General features: G+C 42.9%; 18 protein-coding genes and 1 pseudogene. 7 read left to right on the top strand and 12 right to left on the bottom strand.

Features of this window, described 5'->3' with window-relative positions; genetic code table 11:
• Nucleotides 1-170 precede the first annotated feature (170 nt).
• Nucleotides 171-767: a helix-turn-helix transcriptional regulator gene (locus F6K53_RS07200; protein ID WP_293072039.1), complete on the top strand. Its 597-nt coding sequence runs from the start codon at nt 171-173 to the stop codon at nt 765-767.
• A 597-nt stretch (nt 768-1,364) separates the two neighbouring features.
• On the opposite strand, the gene F6K53_RS07205 is transcribed toward F6K53_RS07200, so the two are convergent.
• The 5 genes and pseudogenes from F6K53_RS07205 to F6K53_RS07225 form a co-directional block, all read right to left on the bottom strand.
• A complete protein-coding gene (locus F6K53_RS07205) occupies nt 1,365-1,577 on the bottom strand; it encodes a helix-turn-helix transcriptional regulator (protein ID WP_293027339.1) in 213 nt (70 codons plus the stop codon).
• Nucleotides 1,578-2,118: 541 nt separating this feature from the next.
• Nucleotides 2,119-2,448 (bottom strand): annotated as a pseudogene (locus F6K53_RS07210) (IS4 family transposase); the annotation flags it as partial.
• A gap of 67 nt (nt 2,449-2,515) precedes the next feature.
• Nucleotides 2,516-2,755 carry a hypothetical protein gene (locus F6K53_RS07215; protein WP_293027336.1) on the bottom strand — a complete coding sequence of 80 codons (240 nt, stop codon included), beginning with the start codon at nt 2,753-2,755 and terminating at the stop codon, nt 2,516-2,518.
• A 260-nt stretch (nt 2,756-3,015) separates the two neighbouring features.
• Nucleotides 3,016-4,380: a calcium-binding protein gene (locus F6K53_RS07220; RefSeq protein ID WP_293080234.1), complete on the bottom strand. Its 1,365-nt coding sequence runs from the start codon at nt 4,378-4,380 to the stop codon at nt 3,016-3,018.
• A gap of 317 nt (nt 4,381-4,697) precedes the next feature.
• Complete coding sequence (locus F6K53_RS07225; RefSeq protein WP_293080237.1) at nt 4,698-4,841, bottom strand: hypothetical protein; 144 nt, start codon at nt 4,839-4,841, stop codon at nt 4,698-4,700.
• A 364-nt stretch (nt 4,842-5,205) separates the two neighbouring features.
• Between F6K53_RS07225 and F6K53_RS07230 the strand changes: the two genes are divergently transcribed.
• On the top strand, nt 5,206-6,570 hold the full coding sequence (locus tag F6K53_RS07230) for an ATP-binding protein (protein WP_293080239.1): 1,365 nt from the start codon (nt 5,206-5,208) through the stop codon (nt 6,568-6,570).
• A 434-nt stretch (nt 6,571-7,004) separates the two neighbouring features.
• Here the strand turns inward: F6K53_RS07230 and F6K53_RS07235 are convergent, their stop codons facing one another.
• The 4 genes from F6K53_RS07235 to F6K53_RS07250 all read right to left on the bottom strand — a co-directional run bounded on the left by F6K53_RS07235 (nt 7,005) and on the right by F6K53_RS07250 (nt 13,278).
• The gene (locus F6K53_RS07235) at nt 7,005-7,682 is read right to left on the bottom strand and encodes an ester cyclase (protein WP_293080242.1); all 678 of its coding nucleotides are present in this window, start codon (nt 7,680-7,682) and stop codon (nt 7,005-7,007) included.
• 491 nt (nt 7,683-8,173) lie between these two features.
• On the bottom strand, nt 8,174-10,987 hold the full coding sequence (locus F6K53_RS07240; RefSeq protein WP_293080245.1) for a TIGR02921 family PEP-CTERM protein: 2,814 nt from the start codon (nt 10,985-10,987) through the stop codon (nt 8,174-8,176).
• Between the two features lie 26 nt (nt 10,988-11,013).
• Complete coding sequence (xrtO, locus tag F6K53_RS07245) at nt 11,014-13,014, bottom strand: exosortase O (protein ID WP_293080247.1); 2,001 nt, start codon at nt 13,012-13,014, stop codon at nt 11,014-11,016.
• Nucleotides 13,015-13,101: 87 nt separating this feature from the next.
• Nucleotides 13,102-13,278: a hypothetical protein gene (locus F6K53_RS07250; RefSeq protein ID WP_293030166.1), complete on the bottom strand. Its 177-nt coding sequence runs from the start codon at nt 13,276-13,278 to the stop codon at nt 13,102-13,104.
• Between the two features lie 332 nt (nt 13,279-13,610).
• Between F6K53_RS07250 and F6K53_RS07255 the strand changes: the two genes are divergently transcribed.
• From F6K53_RS07255 to F6K53_RS07270, 4 genes are all read left to right on the top strand, one after another.
• Nucleotides 13,611-14,411 (top strand): DUF3598 family protein, encoded by an 801-nt coding sequence (locus F6K53_RS07255; RefSeq protein WP_293030163.1) that lies wholly within the window; start codon nt 13,611-13,613, stop codon nt 14,409-14,411.
• Between the two features lie 44 nt (nt 14,412-14,455).
• A complete protein-coding gene (locus F6K53_RS07260; protein ID WP_293071380.1) occupies nt 14,456-14,608 on the top strand; it encodes a hypothetical protein in 153 nt (50 codons plus the stop codon).
• A 104-nt stretch (nt 14,609-14,712) separates the two neighbouring features.
• Nucleotides 14,713-14,976 carry a hypothetical protein gene (locus tag F6K53_RS07265; protein WP_293080250.1) on the top strand — a complete coding sequence of 88 codons (264 nt, stop codon included), beginning with the start codon at nt 14,713-14,715 and terminating at the stop codon, nt 14,974-14,976.
• Nucleotides 14,877-15,605, top strand: a complete 729-nt coding sequence (locus tag F6K53_RS07270; RefSeq protein WP_293080252.1) for a DUF3598 family protein — start codon at nt 14,877-14,879, stop codon at nt 15,603-15,605. The genes F6K53_RS07265 and F6K53_RS07270 overlap by 100 nt, the downstream gene beginning before the upstream one ends.
• 245 nt (nt 15,606-15,850) lie before the next feature.
• On the opposite strand, the gene F6K53_RS07275 is transcribed toward F6K53_RS07270, so the two are convergent.
• The 3 genes from F6K53_RS07275 to F6K53_RS07285 all read right to left on the bottom strand — a co-directional run bounded on the left by F6K53_RS07275 (nt 15,851) and on the right by F6K53_RS07285 (nt 19,492).
• Nucleotides 15,851-16,735: a hypothetical protein gene (locus tag F6K53_RS07275; RefSeq protein ID WP_293080255.1), complete on the bottom strand. Its 885-nt coding sequence runs from the start codon at nt 16,733-16,735 to the stop codon at nt 15,851-15,853.
• Between the two features lie 134 nt (nt 16,736-16,869).
• Nucleotides 16,870-17,133 carry a hypothetical protein gene (locus tag F6K53_RS07280; protein WP_293029509.1) on the bottom strand — a complete coding sequence of 88 codons (264 nt, stop codon included), beginning with the start codon at nt 17,131-17,133 and terminating at the stop codon, nt 16,870-16,872.
• A 310-nt stretch (nt 17,134-17,443) separates the two neighbouring features.
• Nucleotides 17,444-19,492, bottom strand: coding sequence for an AarF/ABC1/UbiB kinase family protein (locus tag F6K53_RS07285; RefSeq protein ID WP_293080256.1), 2,049 nt, complete (start codon nt 19,490-19,492; stop codon nt 17,444-17,446).
• A gap of 297 nt (nt 19,493-19,789) precedes the next feature.
• Between F6K53_RS07285 and recN the strand changes: the two genes are divergently transcribed.
• Nucleotides 19,790-21,613, top strand: coding sequence for a DNA repair protein RecN (recN, locus tag F6K53_RS07290; protein WP_293029518.1), 1,824 nt, complete (start codon nt 19,790-19,792; stop codon nt 21,611-21,613).
• Nucleotides 21,614-22,074 lie beyond the last annotated feature (461 nt).

The following is a 22,074-nucleotide window of genomic DNA, read 5'->3' on the forward strand; positions in this document are numbered from 1 at the left end:
AGCCCAAAAAAATTTTTTGTCTGATTTTTTTGCGAAAACCCTGGTTGAGAGGTGCTGTAACAAATGGCTAAGCCAATTGTGATTCAACAGGTGCGACCCGTGGCGAATTTAATTCTTAATGGGTCAAAAGCACCATTAAATTTCAAATCCAGTTAGTGGGTCAACAGACCATGTATACTCTCACCAACACTCTAGAAAAATCCGCTCCTCAGGTGCAACAGTTAGACAATGGTCTACTGCAAGGAGTACTAGAAGGTTTTATTGACGGTGTTTTAATTCTGAATACACAAGGAGAGTTGCTTCATAGCAATGAAATCGCTCGTGTTCTTTGTGAGCAACTTACTCCGAACAGCAAACATTTTACGGTGGTGCCTCAAGAAATCTGGCGTGTCTGCCAAGCCTTGAAAGACAGTGATGAATTCTATCGCGATCAATCTGTAATTATAGATTCAGAGATTACTACGAGTCACTCCACAACGTTTCGGATTCGGGCTCGATGGCTCAACCTGAGGATATCTGAGCAGCCTTATATTTTAGTTACCCTCGAAGACCAACGTCAATCCATTCATAGTATAGCCCTAGCTGAAGTTCACAAATATGGCTTAACTGCCCGTGAGGCAGAAGTCTGGTTACTGCGTCGAGTCAATTACTCCTACAAAGAGATTGCTGCGGAACTGTTTGTTACCCTCAATACCGTGAAGAAGCACATGAAAAACATTCGTGCCAAGCAGCAAATGGCGATGATGATGGAAGAAATGGCTGCTTAGGCGCATAATTAGCCATTTGGAAGACAGATATTCAATGCCCTACACAGGGCATTTTTTTGTATAGCGCGATCGCGTAGCGTGGCCAACGGCCAATCGCGCTATAGGGTTTCCAAATGAGATGTAAACCTAATCAGGTATTTTTTCATTGTCAAATAACACTCCGAATCTCTTTACCATCTTGCCTTTTGCCTCTTTTATGCAAGCCAATTCCTGCAATACGTCTGTTTACAAATCATATAAAAACACGCTTATTCCGGTTGTCATACTAATCGGTTAAACAAAATTGTTTCCCGATTCCCGATTCCCTACTCCCTACTCCCTACTCCCTACTCCCTACTCCCTACTCCCTACTCCCTACTCCCTACTCCCTACTCCCTACTCCCTATTCCCTATTCCCTAAAGATTTTGCCCCAAAAAATTTTTTCTGATTTTGTTGCGAAAAGTTTAGTTCACAGGCGCTGTAACAAGTAGCCAAGAAAATGGCGATAATCCTCTCCTGTTTTAGTTTTTTGATTAACTGTTGGGAAACTGTCCCAGGTTAATAGGAAACGGTTACGCCCCATATGGGGCGTTTTTTTTTAGCTGAACCCCAACAGTTCAATCAGTTACCCACTTTGCCAATTCATCTAGGGTAACTTTCAGCAGGTCACACAATACCTTGAGCTGATTTGGGTAGAGTTTGGGGATATGCCTGCCCGCTTCCCAATTTTGCACCGTGGTAACGGTTACGCCCAATTCATGAGCGATTTCCCGCTGGGTGATATTTAGGGATTCTCGTCTTTTTTTAAGGTTGTCCCCTAAAGTAGTCATTACTGTCCTATTTAAAAGTTAACATAATTAAGTTTACTGAGTTATATGTTACCGCTAATCTCACTAGAGATTCTGAGGGGGCGACGAAATGAGCTAAAACGCAGATTCTATAAGCGACCTAGCCCTTAAACCGCGTTGATAATACTTTCGTTGTCTTGATGCAAAGCGCGAGTGGGGGAAACCACGGCAAAGCGCGAGTGGGGGAAACCCCGATGAGCGACTGCATCAAGAAGCGGGATAACTTTTGACAATATTATTTGTTGTTCTGTTAGATTACTACTCCCTAACTTTGGCAACAAAGTAAAATATACTGGAAACGCCCTGTCAGCCATGCAAAGCGCGAGTGGTTTGTTCGCGTTCGCCTTTGGCGTGGCCTACGGCCAAGCGCGCCTTTGGCGATAGTTACCGTAAGACAGGCTCGCCTTAATCAATAAGTTTTAACCATGCATCTGCATAGCCTACCAACCATAAAGGCTCAACGTAATCAGGTTTCGTCTCCGGGGGGAACCCCCTGTTCCCTTGCTGCATCGCTTTTATCCTAAATGAGGCTAACCATGAATAAATTAATGCGACCCCAACTTGTTCGATCTATTGCTATATAAATTAGTTTCTCCGAGGTAAAGTATGTTTTCAAAACTTCTTCAACTATTGGAAACCAAACTTTTTCAATGATGAGATTTGGCAGCGATAAAAATCTTTGTATTATTTGTATTTTGCTTTAAACTTTAATGGGGAAAGGTAGAGCATTTGCTAACTTTTATAAACTGACTTTATTGAGGAATTGTAAAAGATTAATCAGGATTTTTAAAAAAATATAATCGGCTAGACTTAATTGACTTTTTAGGTGGTTTTGGTAGAATGTTGGGAACATTGTCAATACGTAGGTCTTGTTGCAAATTTAGAGACCTACTTTTTTTTACCACAAAATGCTACTAGCTTTACATACCAAGCATTTCAGCCTGTTTCGTCGCCCCTTCAGCTAGACAACAAAATTTAACGCCTAAATAAAAATCTTGATACCTTTGTTCAACCTCATAGCGCCATTGGTCTACTTGACTGGGGGTGATTATAGAGTCATGAGGGAGAAAATTATCTTTATAAAACCATAAACTAGGAGGGTAATAGGAAAAAGGTCTTCCCTTTTTCCGGCGTTTTTTATTTTTACTGCGCTTGTTCATGATCTTTCTGTTTATAGTAAGGGAACGTGAACAATATAGAAACAACAATTACCCCCAGTTACGACTTTTGTCAATAACTGGGGGTAGGGAGTGAATCAGATCAGTGAATCAGGCAATTGGTGAAAACGCGATGTTCCGAAGGAACATCGCATTCCCCAAATCCCCTGTCCCACTGAAGTTTATGTAGGGTGGGCAGTGAACCAGACCGATTCACCAAGAAGCGCGATCGCATTGCTTGGCACTGCCCACCAAACTAATCGTTATACAAAGATCAGATCCCCTTGGTTATAGCCACCAGACACAATAGCAATAATGTCAAAGCTAAAATTAGGCACGATCTTAACAGAGTCCAAACTATCCCCTGTGGTGAGCTGAGATTGAACACCATTACTCTTACCTCCAGCAATATCCTGAGCAATCTGTTCAGCTGAAGCAAGACTTTTCTCAGAAGAAGAGAAGCCGTTATTGACAGCGATAAAGTTTGATCCAAAGATATAGTTAGCTTTTTTGAGTTGAATTTTATCCGTACCGGATTGGAAATCCTTAAGTAGAGCGTAATCATTCAGACCCAAAAATCCTTTTCCACCGACATAGTAAGGATTATTGCTATCTCCAATCACAAATTTATCAGCACCAGCTCCTCCGGTTAAGACATCAATTTCATTAACACCTGGCTTTTTACTGTTGGGATCGACACCTACAATGGTATCATTACCACCGGCACCAGTAATCTCATCACTTCCGGCACCACCAGTAAGTTGATTACTGTTGTTATCACCAATAATGGTATCGTTGCGACCAGCACCCTTGACATTCACAAAGTTTTGGACAGTGCGATTAAGAACGGGACCATTAACAACATTAATCTGTAAACTGTTCTGTTGTAGATTTACGTTCACAGAGGCACCACTACCAGCAGAAGAGGCATCAATTGTATTAGCTTGACCGGCATCCCCAATAATCGTCTCCACTCGGATCAGCTCATCCTGACCAAGACCACTTTTGTTAACGATTCCCGTGGGTAAAAGAGTAATAGCTCGACCGAGACCAGTGTAATCGACAGTATCGTTGCCTTCCTCTCCATCCAGGACATCATTACCACTACTGCCAATGAAATGGTTTTTGCCAGTTCCGCCGAATAGGGAGTCATTACCAGAGCCACCATCCAAAATATCATTACCAGAACTGCCAAACACAAAGTCATTACCTGAGCCGCCAGACACAAAATCGTTACCTGAGCCAGCGATAACAATGTCATTTCCCTCTTCACCAAACACAAGGTCATTGCCACCGAGTGCTATAATAATGTCATTTCCGCCACGTCCTAAAATTAAATCGTTCTTGTTACTACCCACTAAAAAGTCAGGATTGGGAGTACCAATAATAAAGTTAAAAGGCCCTGAGATTATAGATTTCGATGATAAGCTTTGTACGCCTGATTCATTGGGGACTAACTGTTGTATCTGGGTCAAATTTAACTGAATCGGTGTACCAGCAGACTTAGATAAATCGGGGCTAGGAACTACCTGGTCCTGAATAGATTGTGGCAGTGACTTGATTAAATTTAGTTCTGATTCGGGAATTAGGTTGGATAATTTCTGAGTTTCAGTTACTAACGTAGCCATGGTTAATTTTCTCTTTTTTTTGGTATGAATCCACCTTAGCGATCGCAGCAGCTATAAAATACCTAATGGTGATTAGCAGTTGATTAGGTTTTAGGATTAGGTCAAGGAGTATAGCCTTAGCAAAGGGAACAGCGGAACAGGGAATAGGGAAAGGGAATAGGGAATAGGGAACAGCGGAACAGGGAATAGGGAAAAAATAGGTGTGTGTAGCTAATTACTATGAGAATCGCTATAGTTATTAATAATTAATAATTGTTAATTGTGACTTGTTACTTGGCAGCACCAGCTCGAATAAAAACAAATAGATAGCGTTAATCCTACTTATGAGGTAAATTTAATTTTCTTACCCCTACTCCCGACTCCCGACTCCCGACTCCCGACTCCCGACTCCCTAAAACCCCAAGGGTGAGGTACCTCAACCAATTGAGAACTGCTATGGTACCCATAACGGGTACTGTCAAATTTTCTCAAATAAAGTAAACTAGACTTATCAGTCAATCGGTTATCGGGGGTGTTTAGTTTAGGAATTAAATTAAATTCAACCTAAATCAAACCGAATTTACCTGATAATTACCGATATCGAAGGGTAAGATTAACTTAGCTAAAAAAAAATCCCAATTTAGATTTAGGGATAGTAATCAGGGTAATTTGCTTACGTAGAGATGTAACAAAAACTGATTTTTTCAAACAGTATAGTTATCAGCATCGGGGACATCTACGTTTGGCAAATCTATCTAGTAAACGCTCCCAATAGCTACCTTATTGATTAGTTTATTTATTAGTTGATAGGTAGCTATTTCGTGAGCTTGATTAGGATTCCCTACTATGAAATCTAACACCAATCGATTTGAAGATGAACTGTTTATCAAAGCAGCCAAGCTGTGGAATTTAGAGAAGTTGTATACAGAACTAGCTCATAAAAAAAACATTGCTACAAATAGGGAAATCAAATTGACCCCAGTGGAAAAAGCATGCTTAAGAGGTTTGCTGTGCGGCTATCCTCCCAAAAAAATTGCTGGTGCTCTCCATTGGAGTTGTGGCTCACTTAGCGTTCAACTCACTAAAGGTTTGTATCGGTATGTGGAAACCTTAACTAATCGGAAATCCAACACCCTAAAAAGTTGGAGAGATATCTCTATATGGCTGGAAGCGGCTGGATACAAAACTCCCCAGCAGTGCCAAGATTGGGGTGAAGCACCACAGATTTCTGCATTCTATGGACGCACTAGGGAACTGAACACCCTCAAGCAATGGATTAATCTCAAGCGAAGCCAATTGGTAGCAATACTTGGGATAGTAGGCGTTGGCAAAACATCGTTAGCTGCTAAGCTAGCACGAGAGATGCAGGAGGAGTTTGATTATATTATTTGGCGATCGCTATCCTCTGCCCAACCCCTGAAGCAACTGCTGACACAACTGATTCCATTCCTGTCTCACCACCAGTCATCGGAGTTACCAGAAGACATCAACCTGCTGATGTCTCACTTTCTAGAGTGTTTACGAGAGCATCGCTGTTTAGTAATACTCGATGATACTGAACAGATTTTAAGCCGTGGCACTTTAGTTGGACAGTATCAAGCCGGATATGAGGATTATGGTCAACTTTTTAGAAGAGTAGCACAAGAAAGACACCAAAGTTGTTTGCTCTTAATCAGTTGGGAACCACCGCTACAAATGGAGTTACTTGAGAAAAAAAACTATTCCACTCGTTCATTAACCCTAAACGGTTTACCAACAGAAGATGCTCGGAAACTATTAGCAGCTAATGGTTTGTCTGAACAAGAGCAAGAAATGGAACTCATTAAACGTTATCGAGGCAATCCCTTAGGATTAAAGCTGGCTGTGACAACGATTAAAGACTTTTTTTTTGGTAGTGTATCGGAATTTTTTAGTTGGGAGGAAATGATTGTTCCTGAGCCAATGAGAGCAATGTTAATCGAGCAATTGAATCGGTTAGATGAGTCAGAGAAGAAGGTGATCGCCTATCTAGCTAGAAATCCTACTCCCATTTCTATTAAACAATTGCGCGATAGTATTACCTTAGACTATAATTCACGACTTATTTCAGTTTTACAGTCCTTGGAAAGGCGTTCACTAATAGAAAAAAAATCCCACATTAATCGAACATTTTTTACTATAATTCCTGTAATTAGGACGGTGATTAATCAGCATGAAGGTTGTTTGCCGTAGGGGTTCGGTGTAGGGTAGGTTTGATGTTGAAGGTTTAAGGTTGAAGGTTTGATGTTAAAGGTTTGATGTTAAAGGTTTGATGTTGAAGGTTTGATGTTGAAGGTTTGATGTTGAAGGTTTAATGTTGAAGGTTTAATGTTGACTTTAAACAAAAAACCTTCAACTTTAAACGACTATAGCGTTTATCGTAGCTATGAGGTACACATTATTTTTTACCTCTTCCCTCACTTCCCCTCCTGGGAGGGGTTAGGGGTGGGTTACTCTTACCTGCTCCCTGCTCCGAAGTCCCTGCTCCCTAAAAACCAGAAATTTGTACCTCACAAGTCGTAGAATTGCTATAGCATTTGGTAAGCATATGCGCTACTTGAGGTGCTACTTGAGGTGCCGTCAGCTGACAGCTGACAGCTGATAGCTGACGGCTCATAGCTGATAGCTTACGAATTATTTGAATTTTGAGAGTGGAAGGGACAGCCTGATGTTAATTGCTTGAGAAACAAACTGTTATCGAAGAAATGCTCCAAGGAGACAATCTTCAAGTCTTCAGTAACCCGAGCAATACTGATGCCAAAAACTTCTATAGTTTCTCCTGTGGGTTCATGACCTTTAAAGGAACCGCTAAACGTCCCCCAATGCCGCCACTTAAAGGTGACATTAGGAGGTCCGGAAAGCACTTCCATCAGTTCCCAGAGAAAGCCATTGGGAAAAGCCTTATGGAAAATTTCTATTGATGATTCAAAGGTTTCCTCTGTGGAGCGATAGTGTTCCGTATCCCCAAGAAATACGTTGTATGTTCCAATATCAGCAACAGTCTGGGCATTGTATTCTGGTCCACCGTTAGTCGTCATCCGAAACTGGTCGGCAACAATAGACAACCACTGCTCAGGATTAGCTTTATAGGAGGCTTCCATCTCGAAGGTTCTAACTAAGTTTTGAGCGATCGCTTCCAAAGACCCCTCTGGATGATTAAATTTACTACCTTTCTTAAGAAATTCATTAGTTTCGGCATAATCAGGGCGTTTGCCCTCTCGCCATTCAACCCCAGCATCATTGGCGATAACTGTATCTCTTTCTTGTACCCAAACAGGCAATCCTGTGGACTGACTATTACTCATTGAAGTGTCTCAGTTCAATTGATTAGAATTCCTCAACAATTTTGCTAAATTGTCTTCTTGTTACCATGGCAAGTACATAAAAATTAAACTATGTGAAAAGATTGTAATAGTAAACAAGAAAATGAAATATTAAAATAATAAAATAATGTAATAATCACTACAAACTAATGACGCGGTGGTGCGTTACGGGGCTAGGTTTTTCAACACTGGGAACCGATAAAATCAGGCCGATCCCGCCCCTAACGCACCCTACCAAAACTAATGACTCGGATCCCATCTCCTGGTATAGAATCAGTTTTGGAATCAGCTGAGCGAGTTGCTGGAGAGATTTTGACTCGTGTTGTCTGAAACAGTAAAAAGGGCAAAGAGGCGGTGGTGCGTTACGGGGCTCGGTTTTTCAACACTGGGAACCGATAAAATCATGCCGATTCCGCCCCTAACGCACCCTACGCCACTTGCTAATTGATGATATAATTGACAACTATTGAGGATTAACCGTCAACAGTAATTTTTGGTCGTCTACTAATAATCAAAAGTGCGATCGGACTGATCAAGATCAACATCCATACCTCCGGTTCAGGAACACTGGAAACATTAAACGGATTAGACGGCTGATTCAAGTCTTCTTCCCCAGTTTCCACCTCTCGGTCAAAGCGATCGCTCGACGCTTCTGCTTTTTTGAGCATCCTTCGTTGCTCATCATTCACCAGCACAATCATTGATGAATAGGGACTGACAATGTCATAGGTCTTGGCTATGCCATGAATCCGATCCAGTTCTTCTACAGAGCCATTCAGGTTTCCACTCAACCCTAGGATAAGTTGCCTGGCCGCCAGTGGTTCAAATCCAGTTTCAGTAGTACTTTCAGCAGTTCCTGATTCCATAAACCAAGCATAGCCATCCGCCACACTTACCACCGATGACCCCAAGGCTTCTTGAGTCGCTATCCGCTGGATCACCCCTTGGATATCGCTAGAGACACCACCACCACTATTTTGAATCAATTTTAGAATCCTATCATTGTAGGCTGAGGGTAATTGATTACCTAAATGAACCATCCACAGGGGTGCAGCCACCACCGCCACATTTTTATTATCCTCAGATAACTCATAACTACCCTGATCAGTCACCAGTAATATCCCGTCATAAGGGGTATTGCCACGCAACTGTTCAAACTGTTGCAGCATCTGTTCAGGTTGGATAGAGCCATAAAAGGTGATCTGAGCAGGATTAAAATCACTGATATCATCAATGCGTTTGGCTTGATGATCGATCTTGTTATCTATTGCGTCAGTGATGTACAAATCCGCATCATTGTTAGTCAAGCTCTGATCAGCAAAACCCTGTTGTTGCAGCCAAGTGAATGTCTTTTTGACCTGGGATTTGTGAGCAGCCATACTCCTGGAACTATCGAGAATGACAGCAAACCGCTTACCCTCTAATTTCGTGAGGTTAGTGTTTCTTATTGCGGATTTCTGCAACAGGTCTAACGGTTTAGCCGAAATGCGGTAGCCATCCCCTAAATTCACCTGATGAACCATGGGTTGCTGGGGTTGATCTACTGGCAAAAATGCTTCTAACCACCTATCAGAAAAACCCCGTTTTACTTTACCATTGCGGATGCGCTTGGTGCGATTTGTCCAAAAGATATTGCGTTGTTCGTTTAACTGAGGTAACGGCCAACCCTTCTCTTGTCGCATCACCTTGTAGGTCAGCCACAGATGCATTTCCGTTGCGCGATCGCTACCATTTCTCCTCTCCCATGAGGATAACGGACGAGGAATGGGAAATGCTCTGAGACGATAATTCCGGGGTCCGACTTGCTCAAGCAGCGCTGGGTCAACAGGACGCGATCGCCTGACTTGGGAATTGTAAACCTGTTGTGCAGCACCCCGTGGGGAAACTTTAAATGGAAAGCGCTGATTGCGGTCATCCGTTTCACCTAGCCACAAGCCAGTAATAGCTGCCCCTTCTGGTAAGGAAAAATAGTAGAGTACTTCCTCAACATCAGTAGTTTTATTCTCATACACCTCGTAGATTTCCACATCTGCCCAATCCCCATGGGCATCTAAGGTTACCTCTTGCTTTCGCAGCCACACCCGTTCTTGATCGATATTCAACAAACCCGCCTTAGCTTGGTCAATAATCGCTGTAGATTGTAGAGCATGTTGAACAGCTTTTCGTTCTGCTTTCTGAAGTGGTGTATCAAAGAATTCTCCGTAAAGCTGTTGAGCTTTTTCGACATCGTCTCGGGATCCCTTATACAAAAACGGTGACATAACCAGATTGTAGCTATTTTGTAATAATTGACATAGGGAATCTGGCAGGTCAAAGACATCTTTGTACATGGCGTAGATATGGTTATTATCTTGTCGGGTACTCAGATACCGATAGGGGAACAAATTTGCATTAACTAACCCAGTGCGAATTATATCAGACTTAGCTATCAAGGCTTGGCGATCGCTATTCGTTTTTGGATAATTTTCTAGGAGCTTAAACGCCTCCACTTGAGCTTGTACATTCAAGGAAAAGAACAGAATTATCCAGACAGTAACCACAGCTAGTGCCCCTTTAATCGCCCGATTGCGCCCATACTTTCTGGCAAAAGCCCTTAATATCCGGTATCCAGAATGAAGATAAAGAGCTGTAAATACTGAGGGCATTCCTAGAAATAGGGTACAGCTAAAGCCATATAGGAGTAATATTAATAAACCGATTATATTAATATAGCTCCATGATAACCACAGATTTTCTAGCCATTGGAATTTGAAAAAATTTTGTATCAAAACACCAGCAGCAGGAACAACATAAAACAACAGCAACACTCCGACATAAATACTAGTCAAAAGCATCAAGGTGTGAGCGATTAGTTGTAGCCATGCTACTGGTTTACGATTAGGAGCATATCCCCATACAACTTCTGCAGCAAATGCCAGGATACACAGCAAAACTGTACCCAATACTAAGGTGCTAACACTGGTAAATTCCCGGATCAAGAATAAACGAATCAGGCACCAAGCAAACAAGGGTGCTTCCACACCATAAAACAAGCGCATTAACTCCCTTGGTTGCTTACTAAGACGCCAAGCACCAATGACAGTACAGACTGTTGGTACTGCAATTAATGCTACAAACGTAACGAAGAAATCAACCGGAACAGCACCATCAAAGGTCGCCCGGATTAAGGGAATACCAATAAATGGTAAGATGCCAATATAGACAACTGTGATAAACATCAGATTCCACAGCAAAAAAATACTGTAAAAACTGATATCAAGGATTTGTTTCAGAGATTTTTGTTTCATTGTATTGCTCTATCAGCTATCAGTTATCAGCTATCAGCTATCAGCTTAAGCGCTACGCGCACGCTGCGCGAACAGCTTTTGAATAAAACAGGTAAACATTGGTTTAATCTGAGTGAAGTCACAGCGGTTGTGGCCTGTGCTACAAAGCTGACGGCTGACGGCTGACGGCTGACCACTGACCACTGACGGCTGACCGCTGACCACTGACCACTTACCGCTGACGGCTGACCACTGACCGCTGACGTTAAGCTTTGGTGAATAGCATCATGGATAGCGCTAGCAAAATTATCAATTTCAGCACTATCGGGATTGTGCTCACTATCGAAAAGGACAGAAACTAGCACCCAAGTCTTGTTGCGGTGGGCGATATAATCCCAGATTCGGGATAGGAAATCATCTGTAGTGCCCTGGGGTGATTGAAACCAGTAGGTTGCTGAACGTTTGCCGTCTTGCAGAGATAGCCACCGTGCCTTTACTGACTGATTGAGCAAGGTTGGCTTAATCGAGTCTACCTTGAAACCATTGCCCACCAAACATAATTCTGGTGGATGGTGAGCTTGCCAAGCGCTACTGGCCACCAATAGCATTGAACCAGAGAGATTGCCATATACAAACCGTTGCTTTTGAGCAATAGGTAAGCCATGATTATCAAAAAATCGTTGTTCAGCTTCCGTTAGAGGTAGGGGTTCAGATACCAGTTGCTGGGGTAATTGAATCGATGCAATCGCATTTACCTTCTCTTGAATTGCTTGAATTTGACCTACCAGCCCTAGAGCTATAACTACAATCAGCAGCCAAGTGATACTCTTAGACTTTTGCTGAAACTTATAGCTGACACCAGTCTTACAGCCGTTTTCAGATGGATTGACCTCACTAGCTTTAGCTGTAAGCCCCCTAAATCCCCCAATTCTGGGGGACTTTAACTCAATTTCCCCCCAAAGTTGGGGGGTTAGGGGGGCGAAACTTGCTGTAACTTCAGCAGTAGCCTGGGGATGCCCGCTTTGTTTGTGTAGCCGCCACTGACTATCCTTTAGTGCCAGACCGGAATTCGACCCATATCCTAAATTTCCCCTTCGATTAGGGTTTCCTTTTTCCAAACTCCCTTGTTTCTTATCCTTACCCAGCAATGACAAATCACTAAACACAGAAGTGGCCAACATCAAACCCCCGGAATTCTGAGGAACCGTTTGCAGCAGCATCCAACTGAAGGCACAAGCTAAGATAAAACCAATCAGTCCGAGAGGGACATGTAGCACTTCAGCAATTTGTTGCTGTTGCCAGACTTCTATAATCATCACTAACAGCAGCACCCGGATTGTATTAGCGATCGCTAGCAGCACAAGATTTGCAGTACAAACCAGTAACCAACGTATTCCCAGCTGACGACGTTCTAACCAAGTAGCTGCGAGTAAAAACAAAGTCCCTGTCCACAAACTTTTCAGACCACTGCAGGGCAAATCTACCTGAGCAATGCCGTTTTCCATGACAATAATGTCGTGGGAGGAGATAGCTACAATGTGCCAAGCTGATAGCATCTGTTCCACAGCATGAGCAGTGATCACCCTTACTGGAAAACCCAAACCACTGTTAAACTCAGTGCTGAAAGGGACAACACAGGCAACTAAAATTGCAGCAGGTAACCCTTTACGCCAAAGGGATGGTGGGATAAACAAGCCCCATAACCCATAGCTACCCAGTAGGAATAGGAGTAAGTTGAGTTGTGGGATATACACCAACCACCTGAATGCGATCGCACTAATCCCAGACCCTAACATTAGCAACAGGGGATAGAGTCTTAAGGTCGGAGTTGCTGACACAGTTATAATTAAGCGATCGCGCCATAGCTGTACCAAACAAGCCATGAGCACAATACCGATTAGCATCAGATTTAGCAGTGATGCGTACTTAAATGACTCAAATAGCCATTGCAGTGCCCAGATATTCCCCAAAAGCCAAGCCACTACCAGCACGATGGTGCTGGCGAGGTTTTGACCTCTGGGGGGATCTGAATTCATCCCAGCTGTCATAACAAGTTTCTCCTTCAGAGAAATAAAGTGTGCTAAAAAGGACTATCTATCGGGAGCTATCACTTATGCAGAGCATTTCTAAAAAAGCTATAGCCCCTTCATGGGTTTTAGCTTGCTCTGATAATACATATAGCAATTATCATAGTCATGAGGTACTTTCGTTCTGGCTTTTAGGGAGCAGGGAGCAGGGAGCAGGGAGCAGGTAAGAGGCAAGAGGTAAAAAATCCTGTGTACCTCATAGCTATAATAAAGGCTATAGTTCATAGGTTATGCAAATTTGACCTGATCCCTATCTACCTGATCGAACACAGTTATTTATTGGTAATTTGTAGTTAGTAATTGCTAATTGCTAAAGGCTTTCACAATTATCCATAACTCTTTTATAATTACCGTTTTCCCTACGCTAATCTGTCCAGATTTACGTTAGTAGCCCTTCAAATTACCTACCATTATAGGACAGATTTAAAAAAACAGTATAAAAACCGGATATCTAGGGCTCCTAAATAAATTGTGAGAATTTTTGCTCCCTGTTCCCTGTTCCCTGTTCCCTGTTCCCTGTTCCCTTTTGTTTTTGTCATAAAACTTCACAAAATTCCATGAATCAGACATTTGAACAGTTAAAGCAGCATAACTGGACTAATTTTATCACCCATCATTTACGGAATTGGTATGGGTCTTGGACAATTTATTCTCCTGAAGGTGAAGTGATAGAATCCTTTGTAGGTAGTCGATGCTCTATTATTGATGCTGAACAAACTCACATTATCCAAACTAACGTATATATGTATGACAATGGAACTGAAGAGGAGAAGGTTTACCAGAATACTCCCAATAGTTTAATCAATGGTTTAGCTGAGAAAACCGCTCAAGCCTCCTTTATGTATATGTTTGAGCAAGGGTCGGCTATTTGGACAGTAAATCGATTTGAACCAGGAGAGTTATTTGCAGTAGAGTTCTGGTTTAGATATCAAGAATTACGCCATAGTCTGCTAGTAGTCTATAACTCAGATGGGGAATTAACTAAAACAGTAAGTGTCCGAGAGGAGGATTTGCAAAATCCCTGTGATCATTGGACACTTAACCCAGAGTTAATCCCCCATCGAGATATACTTAATGGGGAAGAAGGATTAGCAATTACTCTTACCCCAGTCACCCAACTATCTCAGCCAACACCAACTCATTTAGCTTGGGAATATCCAGACCATCAAACCTTTTATTATCCAGATGGGATATCATTAAGTTACCCGCCCAAACTGAAACCAGGAATGTCTTTCGTTGTGATTGGAGATTGGCAAGTTAATCCTGACATTAGACAACAACTGCTCGTTGATTATAATTCATCTGGTGAGTTATCCGGCTTAACGTTAAAGAGTAATCAACCAGAGATGGGGAGATAGGGAGATGGGGAGATGGGGAGATGGGGTGATGGGGTGATGGGGTGATGGGGAGATGGGGAGATGGGGAGATGGGGAGATGGGGAGATGGGGAGATGGGGAGATGGGGAGATGGGGAGATGGGGAGATGGGGTGATGGGGAGATGGGACATAGTTTTCTTAAAGGTAATTATCCAGACACTGACCTAAGACATTACTAATCTAGAAAAATCTACCTATGATGCCGATAAAATTTTTTAAACTAAAATAAAAAAAATAAATTAAAAATTTTAATTTATCTATATAAAAAATAAAACTATATACAGTGTTTTTAATAACTATAATATACACTGTTTTAGCATTTTATACTTCCCGATTCCCGATTCCCGATTCCCGATTCCCGATTCCCGATTTCCGATTCCCGATTCCCGATTCCCGATTCCCGATTCCCGATTCCCGATTCCCTATTGTATTTTATAGAATAAACCTATGGATCGAAAACTCCAAAATTGGAATAAATTCTGTCGATATTATTCAGGAGACTTGTATGGGATTTGGACTAGATACTCGAGGGCAGGAGACGTCATAGAATCTTGGCGCTGTATTAGAAGCTTTCGTCCGACAGCAGAAGGCAGTGAAATACATCAACAAAATCACTATACTTATGCTAATGGCAAGACGGAGACAAAAACCTTTGGGCCCTACAAGCAACCTATAACAACTGGCTTGTTTTTAGACAACGGCTTTTCCTGGGGTTCCACCAAAGTAAAATCCGGCTCCACGTTTTTTTCTGATATATGTTTAAGGTATGAAAATAGTCGTGCTACTGCGATTGCCAAATACGATGAAAGTGGCAGCTTGAAACGCTTTACTGTGTTTCCGGAACACCTAGGACATTTCGTGAATGTGGCTACTCTACCTCCCGCCCATCAAATTAGTAGCGACTGGCAAGGAACAGTCCAAACAATAACCCCGGACTGGCAAATTTCAGCCCCAATAGTAACCTCATGGCAACCCTTAGACGATTTACCTGAAGATTACCTGAGGTTACACTTTACTAACGGTATTTCAATCAGTTGTCCGGCACAGGTAGAGAGTGGAAAAGCGTTTTTTGTGGCAGTGGATTGGCTGGTTAACCAGACTTTATTGCAACGAGGCACTCGCCACTATGATCAATCGGGCTTTAGCAGTTTTACCCTAGAAGTATTTAGAATTTAGTCAAACTATGATAAAAAATATATTTAAAAATACTCTTAATCCCCAAAAATACTTCTTATATCATGTCGCTATAATTACCCTTAATAAAAATTTCCCCCATCTCCCCATCTCCCCATCTCCCCATCTCCCCATCTCCCCACACTTCCCACCCTCCCTGTAATTATGGGTATTCGACCTGACTTGATATTCCCGATTCCCGATTCCCGATTCCCGATTCCCGATTTAACACTAATGAACTAGTTAAGTCAGCCAGTTACTCTAACTTCATAGTTCACGGTTCCTAGCCAAGACATCCCAGGTATTTGGTATGGCTTGAATAGTAAACTATCTAAGTTGCCATACTTTACTATATGCTTGATAAAATGTTGGGAACCTTTAAAAATATCCACACTATTAGGTATAGAGTTATCTTCTGATCCTAAATTTAGAGGTAATTTAGCTAAATCCTTAATAGACTTTAACGACTCATAGGCTGAAGAAAACTGGATATAGGTAGAAATAGCGCTACGCATTTTTGAATCAAGTCCAGCCGGATTCTTAAGTTTATCTTCTTCAATAACTGCACCAAAGCGCTTTTTAATAAACGTCCTAACGTTTTCTGAGTAGGACTTGGAATTATACTGATAAATCGCCTGAGTAATAGAAGATTGCTTACCAGAGTTAATCATCTTCCCTACCACGTAAGCTGCAATATCCGCAGTATAATCAGAATCTCTGGCTAACCTATCCAAAGCTTCTTCGACACTGTTAACATCTATGTTGTCATTGGGGTCTCGATAGGCCACAATAGCCGAACCAATATCTCCAGCCCATGAGGTATGGTCACCAGTCCAACTAGTGAAATCTGACCATTGGAATCCAGGCTGATCAATTTGATCAGAAAGGGAACCGATAAAATGACCAAAGTCAGTAATTTCACCACTTAATACTAATTCATTGATATTGAGTTTTCCCTCAAATTCATCTCGAATATACTCTTGGTGATACCCCGTAGCTGTACTCCATAACCGACTAGTATATTCCTTCTTAGTGTACCCACGCAAATGATTAACAATTTCATAAGCGGATTTACCAGGGTTCTCACTTTCAATTTTCTCGATGAATTCCAATGCTTCTTGTAGTTTAGACATAGGTTTAAACTAGATGAATCCCTCTTAGTCATACTGTAACCTACGTCCTGAAGTTGCCAGATTCCGGATTTGTTGGCCAGATTTAGGTTGTCAGGTTGTCAGGTTGGATGGTTGAAGGTTGAATGGTTGAAGGTTTAAGGTTGGATGGTTGAAGGTTGGATGGTTGAAGGTTGTTCGCGTAGCGTGGCCAATAGGCCAAGGTTGGATGGTTTAAGGTTGTTTGGTTGTTTGGTTGTTTGGTTGTTTGGTTGAACGCGATGGACTTCGTCCCGCAGTCGAGCGATCGCGTGGCCAATAGGCCAAGGTTGTTTGGTTGAAGGTTGTTTGGTTGAAGGTTGTTTGGTTGTCAGGTTGAACGCGATGGACTTCGTCCCGCAGTCGAGCGATCGCGTGGCCAATAGGCCAAGGTTGTTTGGTTGAAAGTTTTAAAGTTTAATAACCTGTAACCTGTAACCTGTAACCGCGTCACCTGTAACCTGTAACCTTTAACCTTCAACCGGTTAACCTTTAACCTTCAACCTTCAACCTTCAACCTTCAACCTTCAACCTTCAACCTTCAACCTTCAACCTTCAACCTTTAACCTTCAACCTTCAACCTTCAACCTTCAACCTTCAACCTTCAACCTTCAACCTTCAACCTTCAACCTTCAACCTTTAACCTTGGCCTTTGGCCACGCTACGCGAACAACCAAATAATATTGCTGTAATCTATCGCATCGCAGCAGCAGGGGGCAAAACCAAGTTAGGGTTTGACCCCTGCCCATGACCGTTAAGGGTGCCATTATCAGGATTATCCTGGAGTAAAGCCTCCCGAATCATCCGAGCAATCACTCGCTGTGCCAAACCACCAGCAATTTTTTGTCCCATTTCCTGGGTCTCCTGTTTTAGGAACACTTGAGGAATAACTGGCAACAATTGCATTAGGTCAAAACCAGGAGTGTCTTGTAAAATTTGCCAAATCCGTTGGATATTCTCAGTACTTTCGGGTTTATCTTCTGGCTTCTTGTCTTGATTATCTTGATTATTTATTTCTAAGCCTAGACGTTCCTGCAAGGCATAACTGACGTTATCCAATGTCCGCCTTCCAAAGCTATCGATAGCCTTGACAATCTCATTGACCAAGTGCTCCCGAATGAAAGCTCCTCGCTCTGAAAAAATAAAGTCTAGGGTCTGATCTAAGACTTGGTTGATATCATAATCTGGAGAATTTCCAGCATTACGCAACAGGTTTTCCAGACGGTTCCAACGGAAACCCTCATCCTTGAACAGTAAATCCCTTAAGGATGCCCGTAATTCTGGTGATGAATCCGTCAATAGGCGCTTGGCTACATAAGGATAGGCTTTACTGAGTACTTTGAAATCTGGCTCAACATTAATGGCAATCCCTTCTAAGGTGACTAGGGAGCGAATAATCAGAGCATAGTAAGCGGGTACCCGGAAGGGATACTCATACATCAAAGCTGATAACTGGTCAGTGATACTCTTGAAGTTTAGTTCTGCCACACTAGCTCCTAAGGCGTTGTTAAAAACCTTGGCTAGGGCAGGAATAATTGGTGTCAAGTCTGTATCTGGGGTCAGAAACTCCAGCTTCACGTAGTCATTGGCCAAACCAGGGAAGTCACGATTGACCAGATGAACAACAGCTTCAATCAAACCATAGCGCTGATACGTCTTGACTTGGCTCATCATCCCAAAGTCAATATAAGCCAGCTTGCCGTCAGAGGTAGCTAACAGGTTTCCAGGGTGAGGGTCAGCGTGAAAGAATCCGTATTCCAGTAGCTGTCGCAAGGAACAGTTTACCCCAACTTCAATCAAGTGCTTGGCATCAATGCCTTGAGCCTTGATTTTCTCCATATCCGTCAGCTTACTACCCGTTATCCATTCCATAGTCAGGACACGACGCCCAGTGTAGTCCCAGTAAATTCGGGGAACATAAATTTCCGGTAGTTTGCCGTAAAGCTTGGCAAAGCGTTCAGCATTGCGCCCTTCATGCTGATAGTCCATCTCTTCAAAGATACGGGCACCAAACTCATCCATGATGGCAACCAAGTCACTGCGCACCCGCTTGACATTGGTTTGTACCCACTGTGCAACAAGGCGTATAATGTATAGATCAAGCGTAATTTTATGTGCCAATCCTGGTCGTTGTACCTTGACCGCAACAGTTTCGCCAGTTTTAAGTTTGCCCTTATAGACCTGTCCTAAGGAAGCCGCTGCCACAGGCTTTTCAGTCAGTTCAGCGAAAATATTTTCCGGGCGATCGCCTAATTCTTCCTCGATAAATTTATAAGCCACCTCATTCTCAAAAGGTGGGAGTTGGTCTTGTAGCAGCGTCAACTCATCCAAGAAAACTTGTGGGACTAAATCCGGTCGTGTGGAAAGAGCTTGTCCGATTTTAATGTAAGCTGGTCCTAGATCGGTTAAAATTTCCCGCAGTTGAATCGCTCTGGCTCGGTTCTCGGTAACATCCCGACCGCGAAACCGATCCCACCACAGACCGAGAGCAAACGATATGAATGACCAGATAATGCTGAAAGACCGCCGTAGAATTAGCAGGTATGCCCTCTGGTACTGGGCTGCGATCGCCGACGGGTCGTAGCGTGGTTTGTCTGTTTCCAAGACAGAGGATCCCGTTGTCGAGCTCAACTCTTCCTCAACTGAGCTATTGCTGCCCGACACTGGCACCAATGACTTGTCCGCATCAGCCTCTGAGTCTAGTGCTTGATGAGAAGTTGGGGAAACTGTTTTAGGATTCATAAGAAGATATTTCCGACGGACCAACAGAAGCGATTCTGTAAACTATTGTAACAAAAGGGGGATATCATTAAAACTTAATAAAGGTTCGGCAATCTTCATACCACAATGGTGGAATAACCCATTCCTGGGTAAGAATACTGATTTTTAGTGGACAATTGACGATATGGTTAATGGTGAACGGTCAACGATTACTAGAGTTAACCCTTAGACTTCAATTGGGTATTAGGGTGTGACTTTTCCTAAATTGTTACCAAATGTGTTTAAGATCACAATTTTCCCAACAGTGAATTTTGCTCAATGTTACTTTATTTGCGAATTCACAACTTTGCCTTAATTGACCACCTAGAAGTGGAATTCGGTGCTGGTCTAAATGTATTGACTGGGGAAACCGGTGCGGGTAAGTCCATTATTTTGGATGCCATTGACATTGCCCTGGGGGGAAAAGTCACCAATCGGCTTCGCACAGGGACTAAACGGGCTTTGGTAGAAGCAACATTCTCGGTAGATAACCCCTTGATTGCTTGGTTGAGTGAGCAAGAGATTGACTTACTTGATGAAGCGGATTTGGTCTGTAGCCGGGAGATTACCGCAACAGAAAAAGGCATGCGATCGCGTTCTCGGGTCAATGGCACGATAGTCAATCGGCAACTGATGGAGGGACTGCGTGAGCGCTTGGTAGAAATTACTGCTCAGGGTCAAACAATACAGCTTATTATGCCAGCACGCCAACGAGGGCTACTCGACCTTTACGGCGGTTCCTCTGTGATCCAGCAGCGAGATCGAGTGGCATCTGCCTACATGGCTTGTCAAGAGGCCAAGAAAGCTCTAGAAACACAGCAAAAGTCTCAGCAAGAACTCCTACAACGTCTAGATTGGTTGGAGTATCAAATTCAAGACCTCAGTGGTGCCAACCTTACCGCTCCTGACGAACTCGAACAGCTAGAACTTGAACACCAGCGTCTGAACCATGTGGTGGAACTCCAGCAGAGGAGTTACCAAGTCTATCAAGCACTTTACCATAATGATCACGGGACAAAAGCAAGTGCTGACTTATTGGGTCAAGCGGAAAGTACCTTGCAGGATATGGTAGACTATGATAGTCAATTGCAACCTCTGCTAGACCTAGTCAGTGGAGCATTGGCTCAAGTGGCGGAAGCTGCCCATCAGATTAATGCCTATGGAGATGGACTAGAGACTGATCCGGAACGTCTTCAAGTGGTGGAGGAAAGAATTGGGGTTCTCAAACAAATTTGCCGCAAATATGGACCAACCCTTGCTAAGGCAATCGCTCACTATGAGACCCTACAGGCAGAACTAGAAGAATTAGGCAGTGAAGGTGCATCTCTAGAAGAGTTAGAGAGAAATTATGCCTTGAGGAAGTCAAACGTGACCGATGAATGTGATCAACTGACCAAATTGCGGTATAGGGCTGGGTCAGAACTGGAAAAACAGCTGGTTAACCAGTTAAAGCCCTTGGCTATGGAGAAGGTAAAATTTACAGTGGAAATCAGCCCCATTGTCCCCACGGCAGCTGGTGCCGATCAAGTCACCTTTTACTTCTCTCCCAACCCCGGAGAACCCTTGCAACCTCTTGCTAAGACGGCTTCCGGTGGAGAGATGAGTCGATTTTTACTGGCACTGAAAGCCTGTTTTTCCAGCAGTAACCAGCCAGGAACAACCTTAATTTTTGATGAAATTGATGCTGGGGTGTCTGGTCGGGTAGCAGGAGCGATCGCAGAACGACTCTACCAACTCAGTCAACGCCACCAAGTTCTTTGTGTGACTCACCAACCGTTAATTGCTGCGATGGCAGACCAACATTTTAGGGTGGATAAACAGGTGATTGCTCAACCGATTTCTAGCATTTTGAAACAACCATCTTCCCCTCAAGGTAACCGGTCTGGCAGTACTCAAGTAGTTACCCAAATCCCGGAATCTGGAATGCCCGAGCTTCGAACTGTAGTAAGGATTAGCCTCCTGAATCATCCCCAAAAGCGGCAGGAAGAAATCGCTCAGTTAGCTGGTGGACAGTCGGCTCAAGACGCTATGAATTTTGCGGCTTCCTTGTTGTCCCAAGCTGCTAGCTGGCGTAAGACATGCACAGTGGGAAGACAGGACTAAGGCCAAAGGCGTTGCGTCAGTCTTTGAATGAATAGGAGTAGAGTGGGCATCCTGCCCGCCCCAAAAGATCGCCGAACAGGCAAGATGCCTATTCTACAAAACTCTTAAAATCATTCCATTATTAAGCAACGCCAGGCCAAACAGCTAAATGTTAAAACTTGTGAGGTTGTGATGCATTAGTTTAATAGTTGGATCGCAATTGATTAATTAAGCTACTGACAAATTAATCTAGAATGCACTATAATAATCCAGTCAGGCCATATTTAACTCTCAATCAGACAGAAAAAATCTACTCTCCGGGCCAGCAGAGAAGGTGCTATCTAGGTAATCAACAGATTAGCCTTAAACCCAGATCAATTCGGTTAACTGGCTCTGACGAGTCAATAAGTATCAATCTAAGAGTCAATAAGTATCAAAAAGACGCCATCATTAGATCGCTTCAGCCAAACAAAAGCTTTAGC

The sequence above is a fragment of the Moorena sp. SIO4A1 genome, assembly GCF_010672065.1.
Taxonomy (GTDB): Bacteria; Cyanobacteriota; Cyanobacteriia; order Cyanobacteriales; family Coleofasciculaceae; genus Moorena.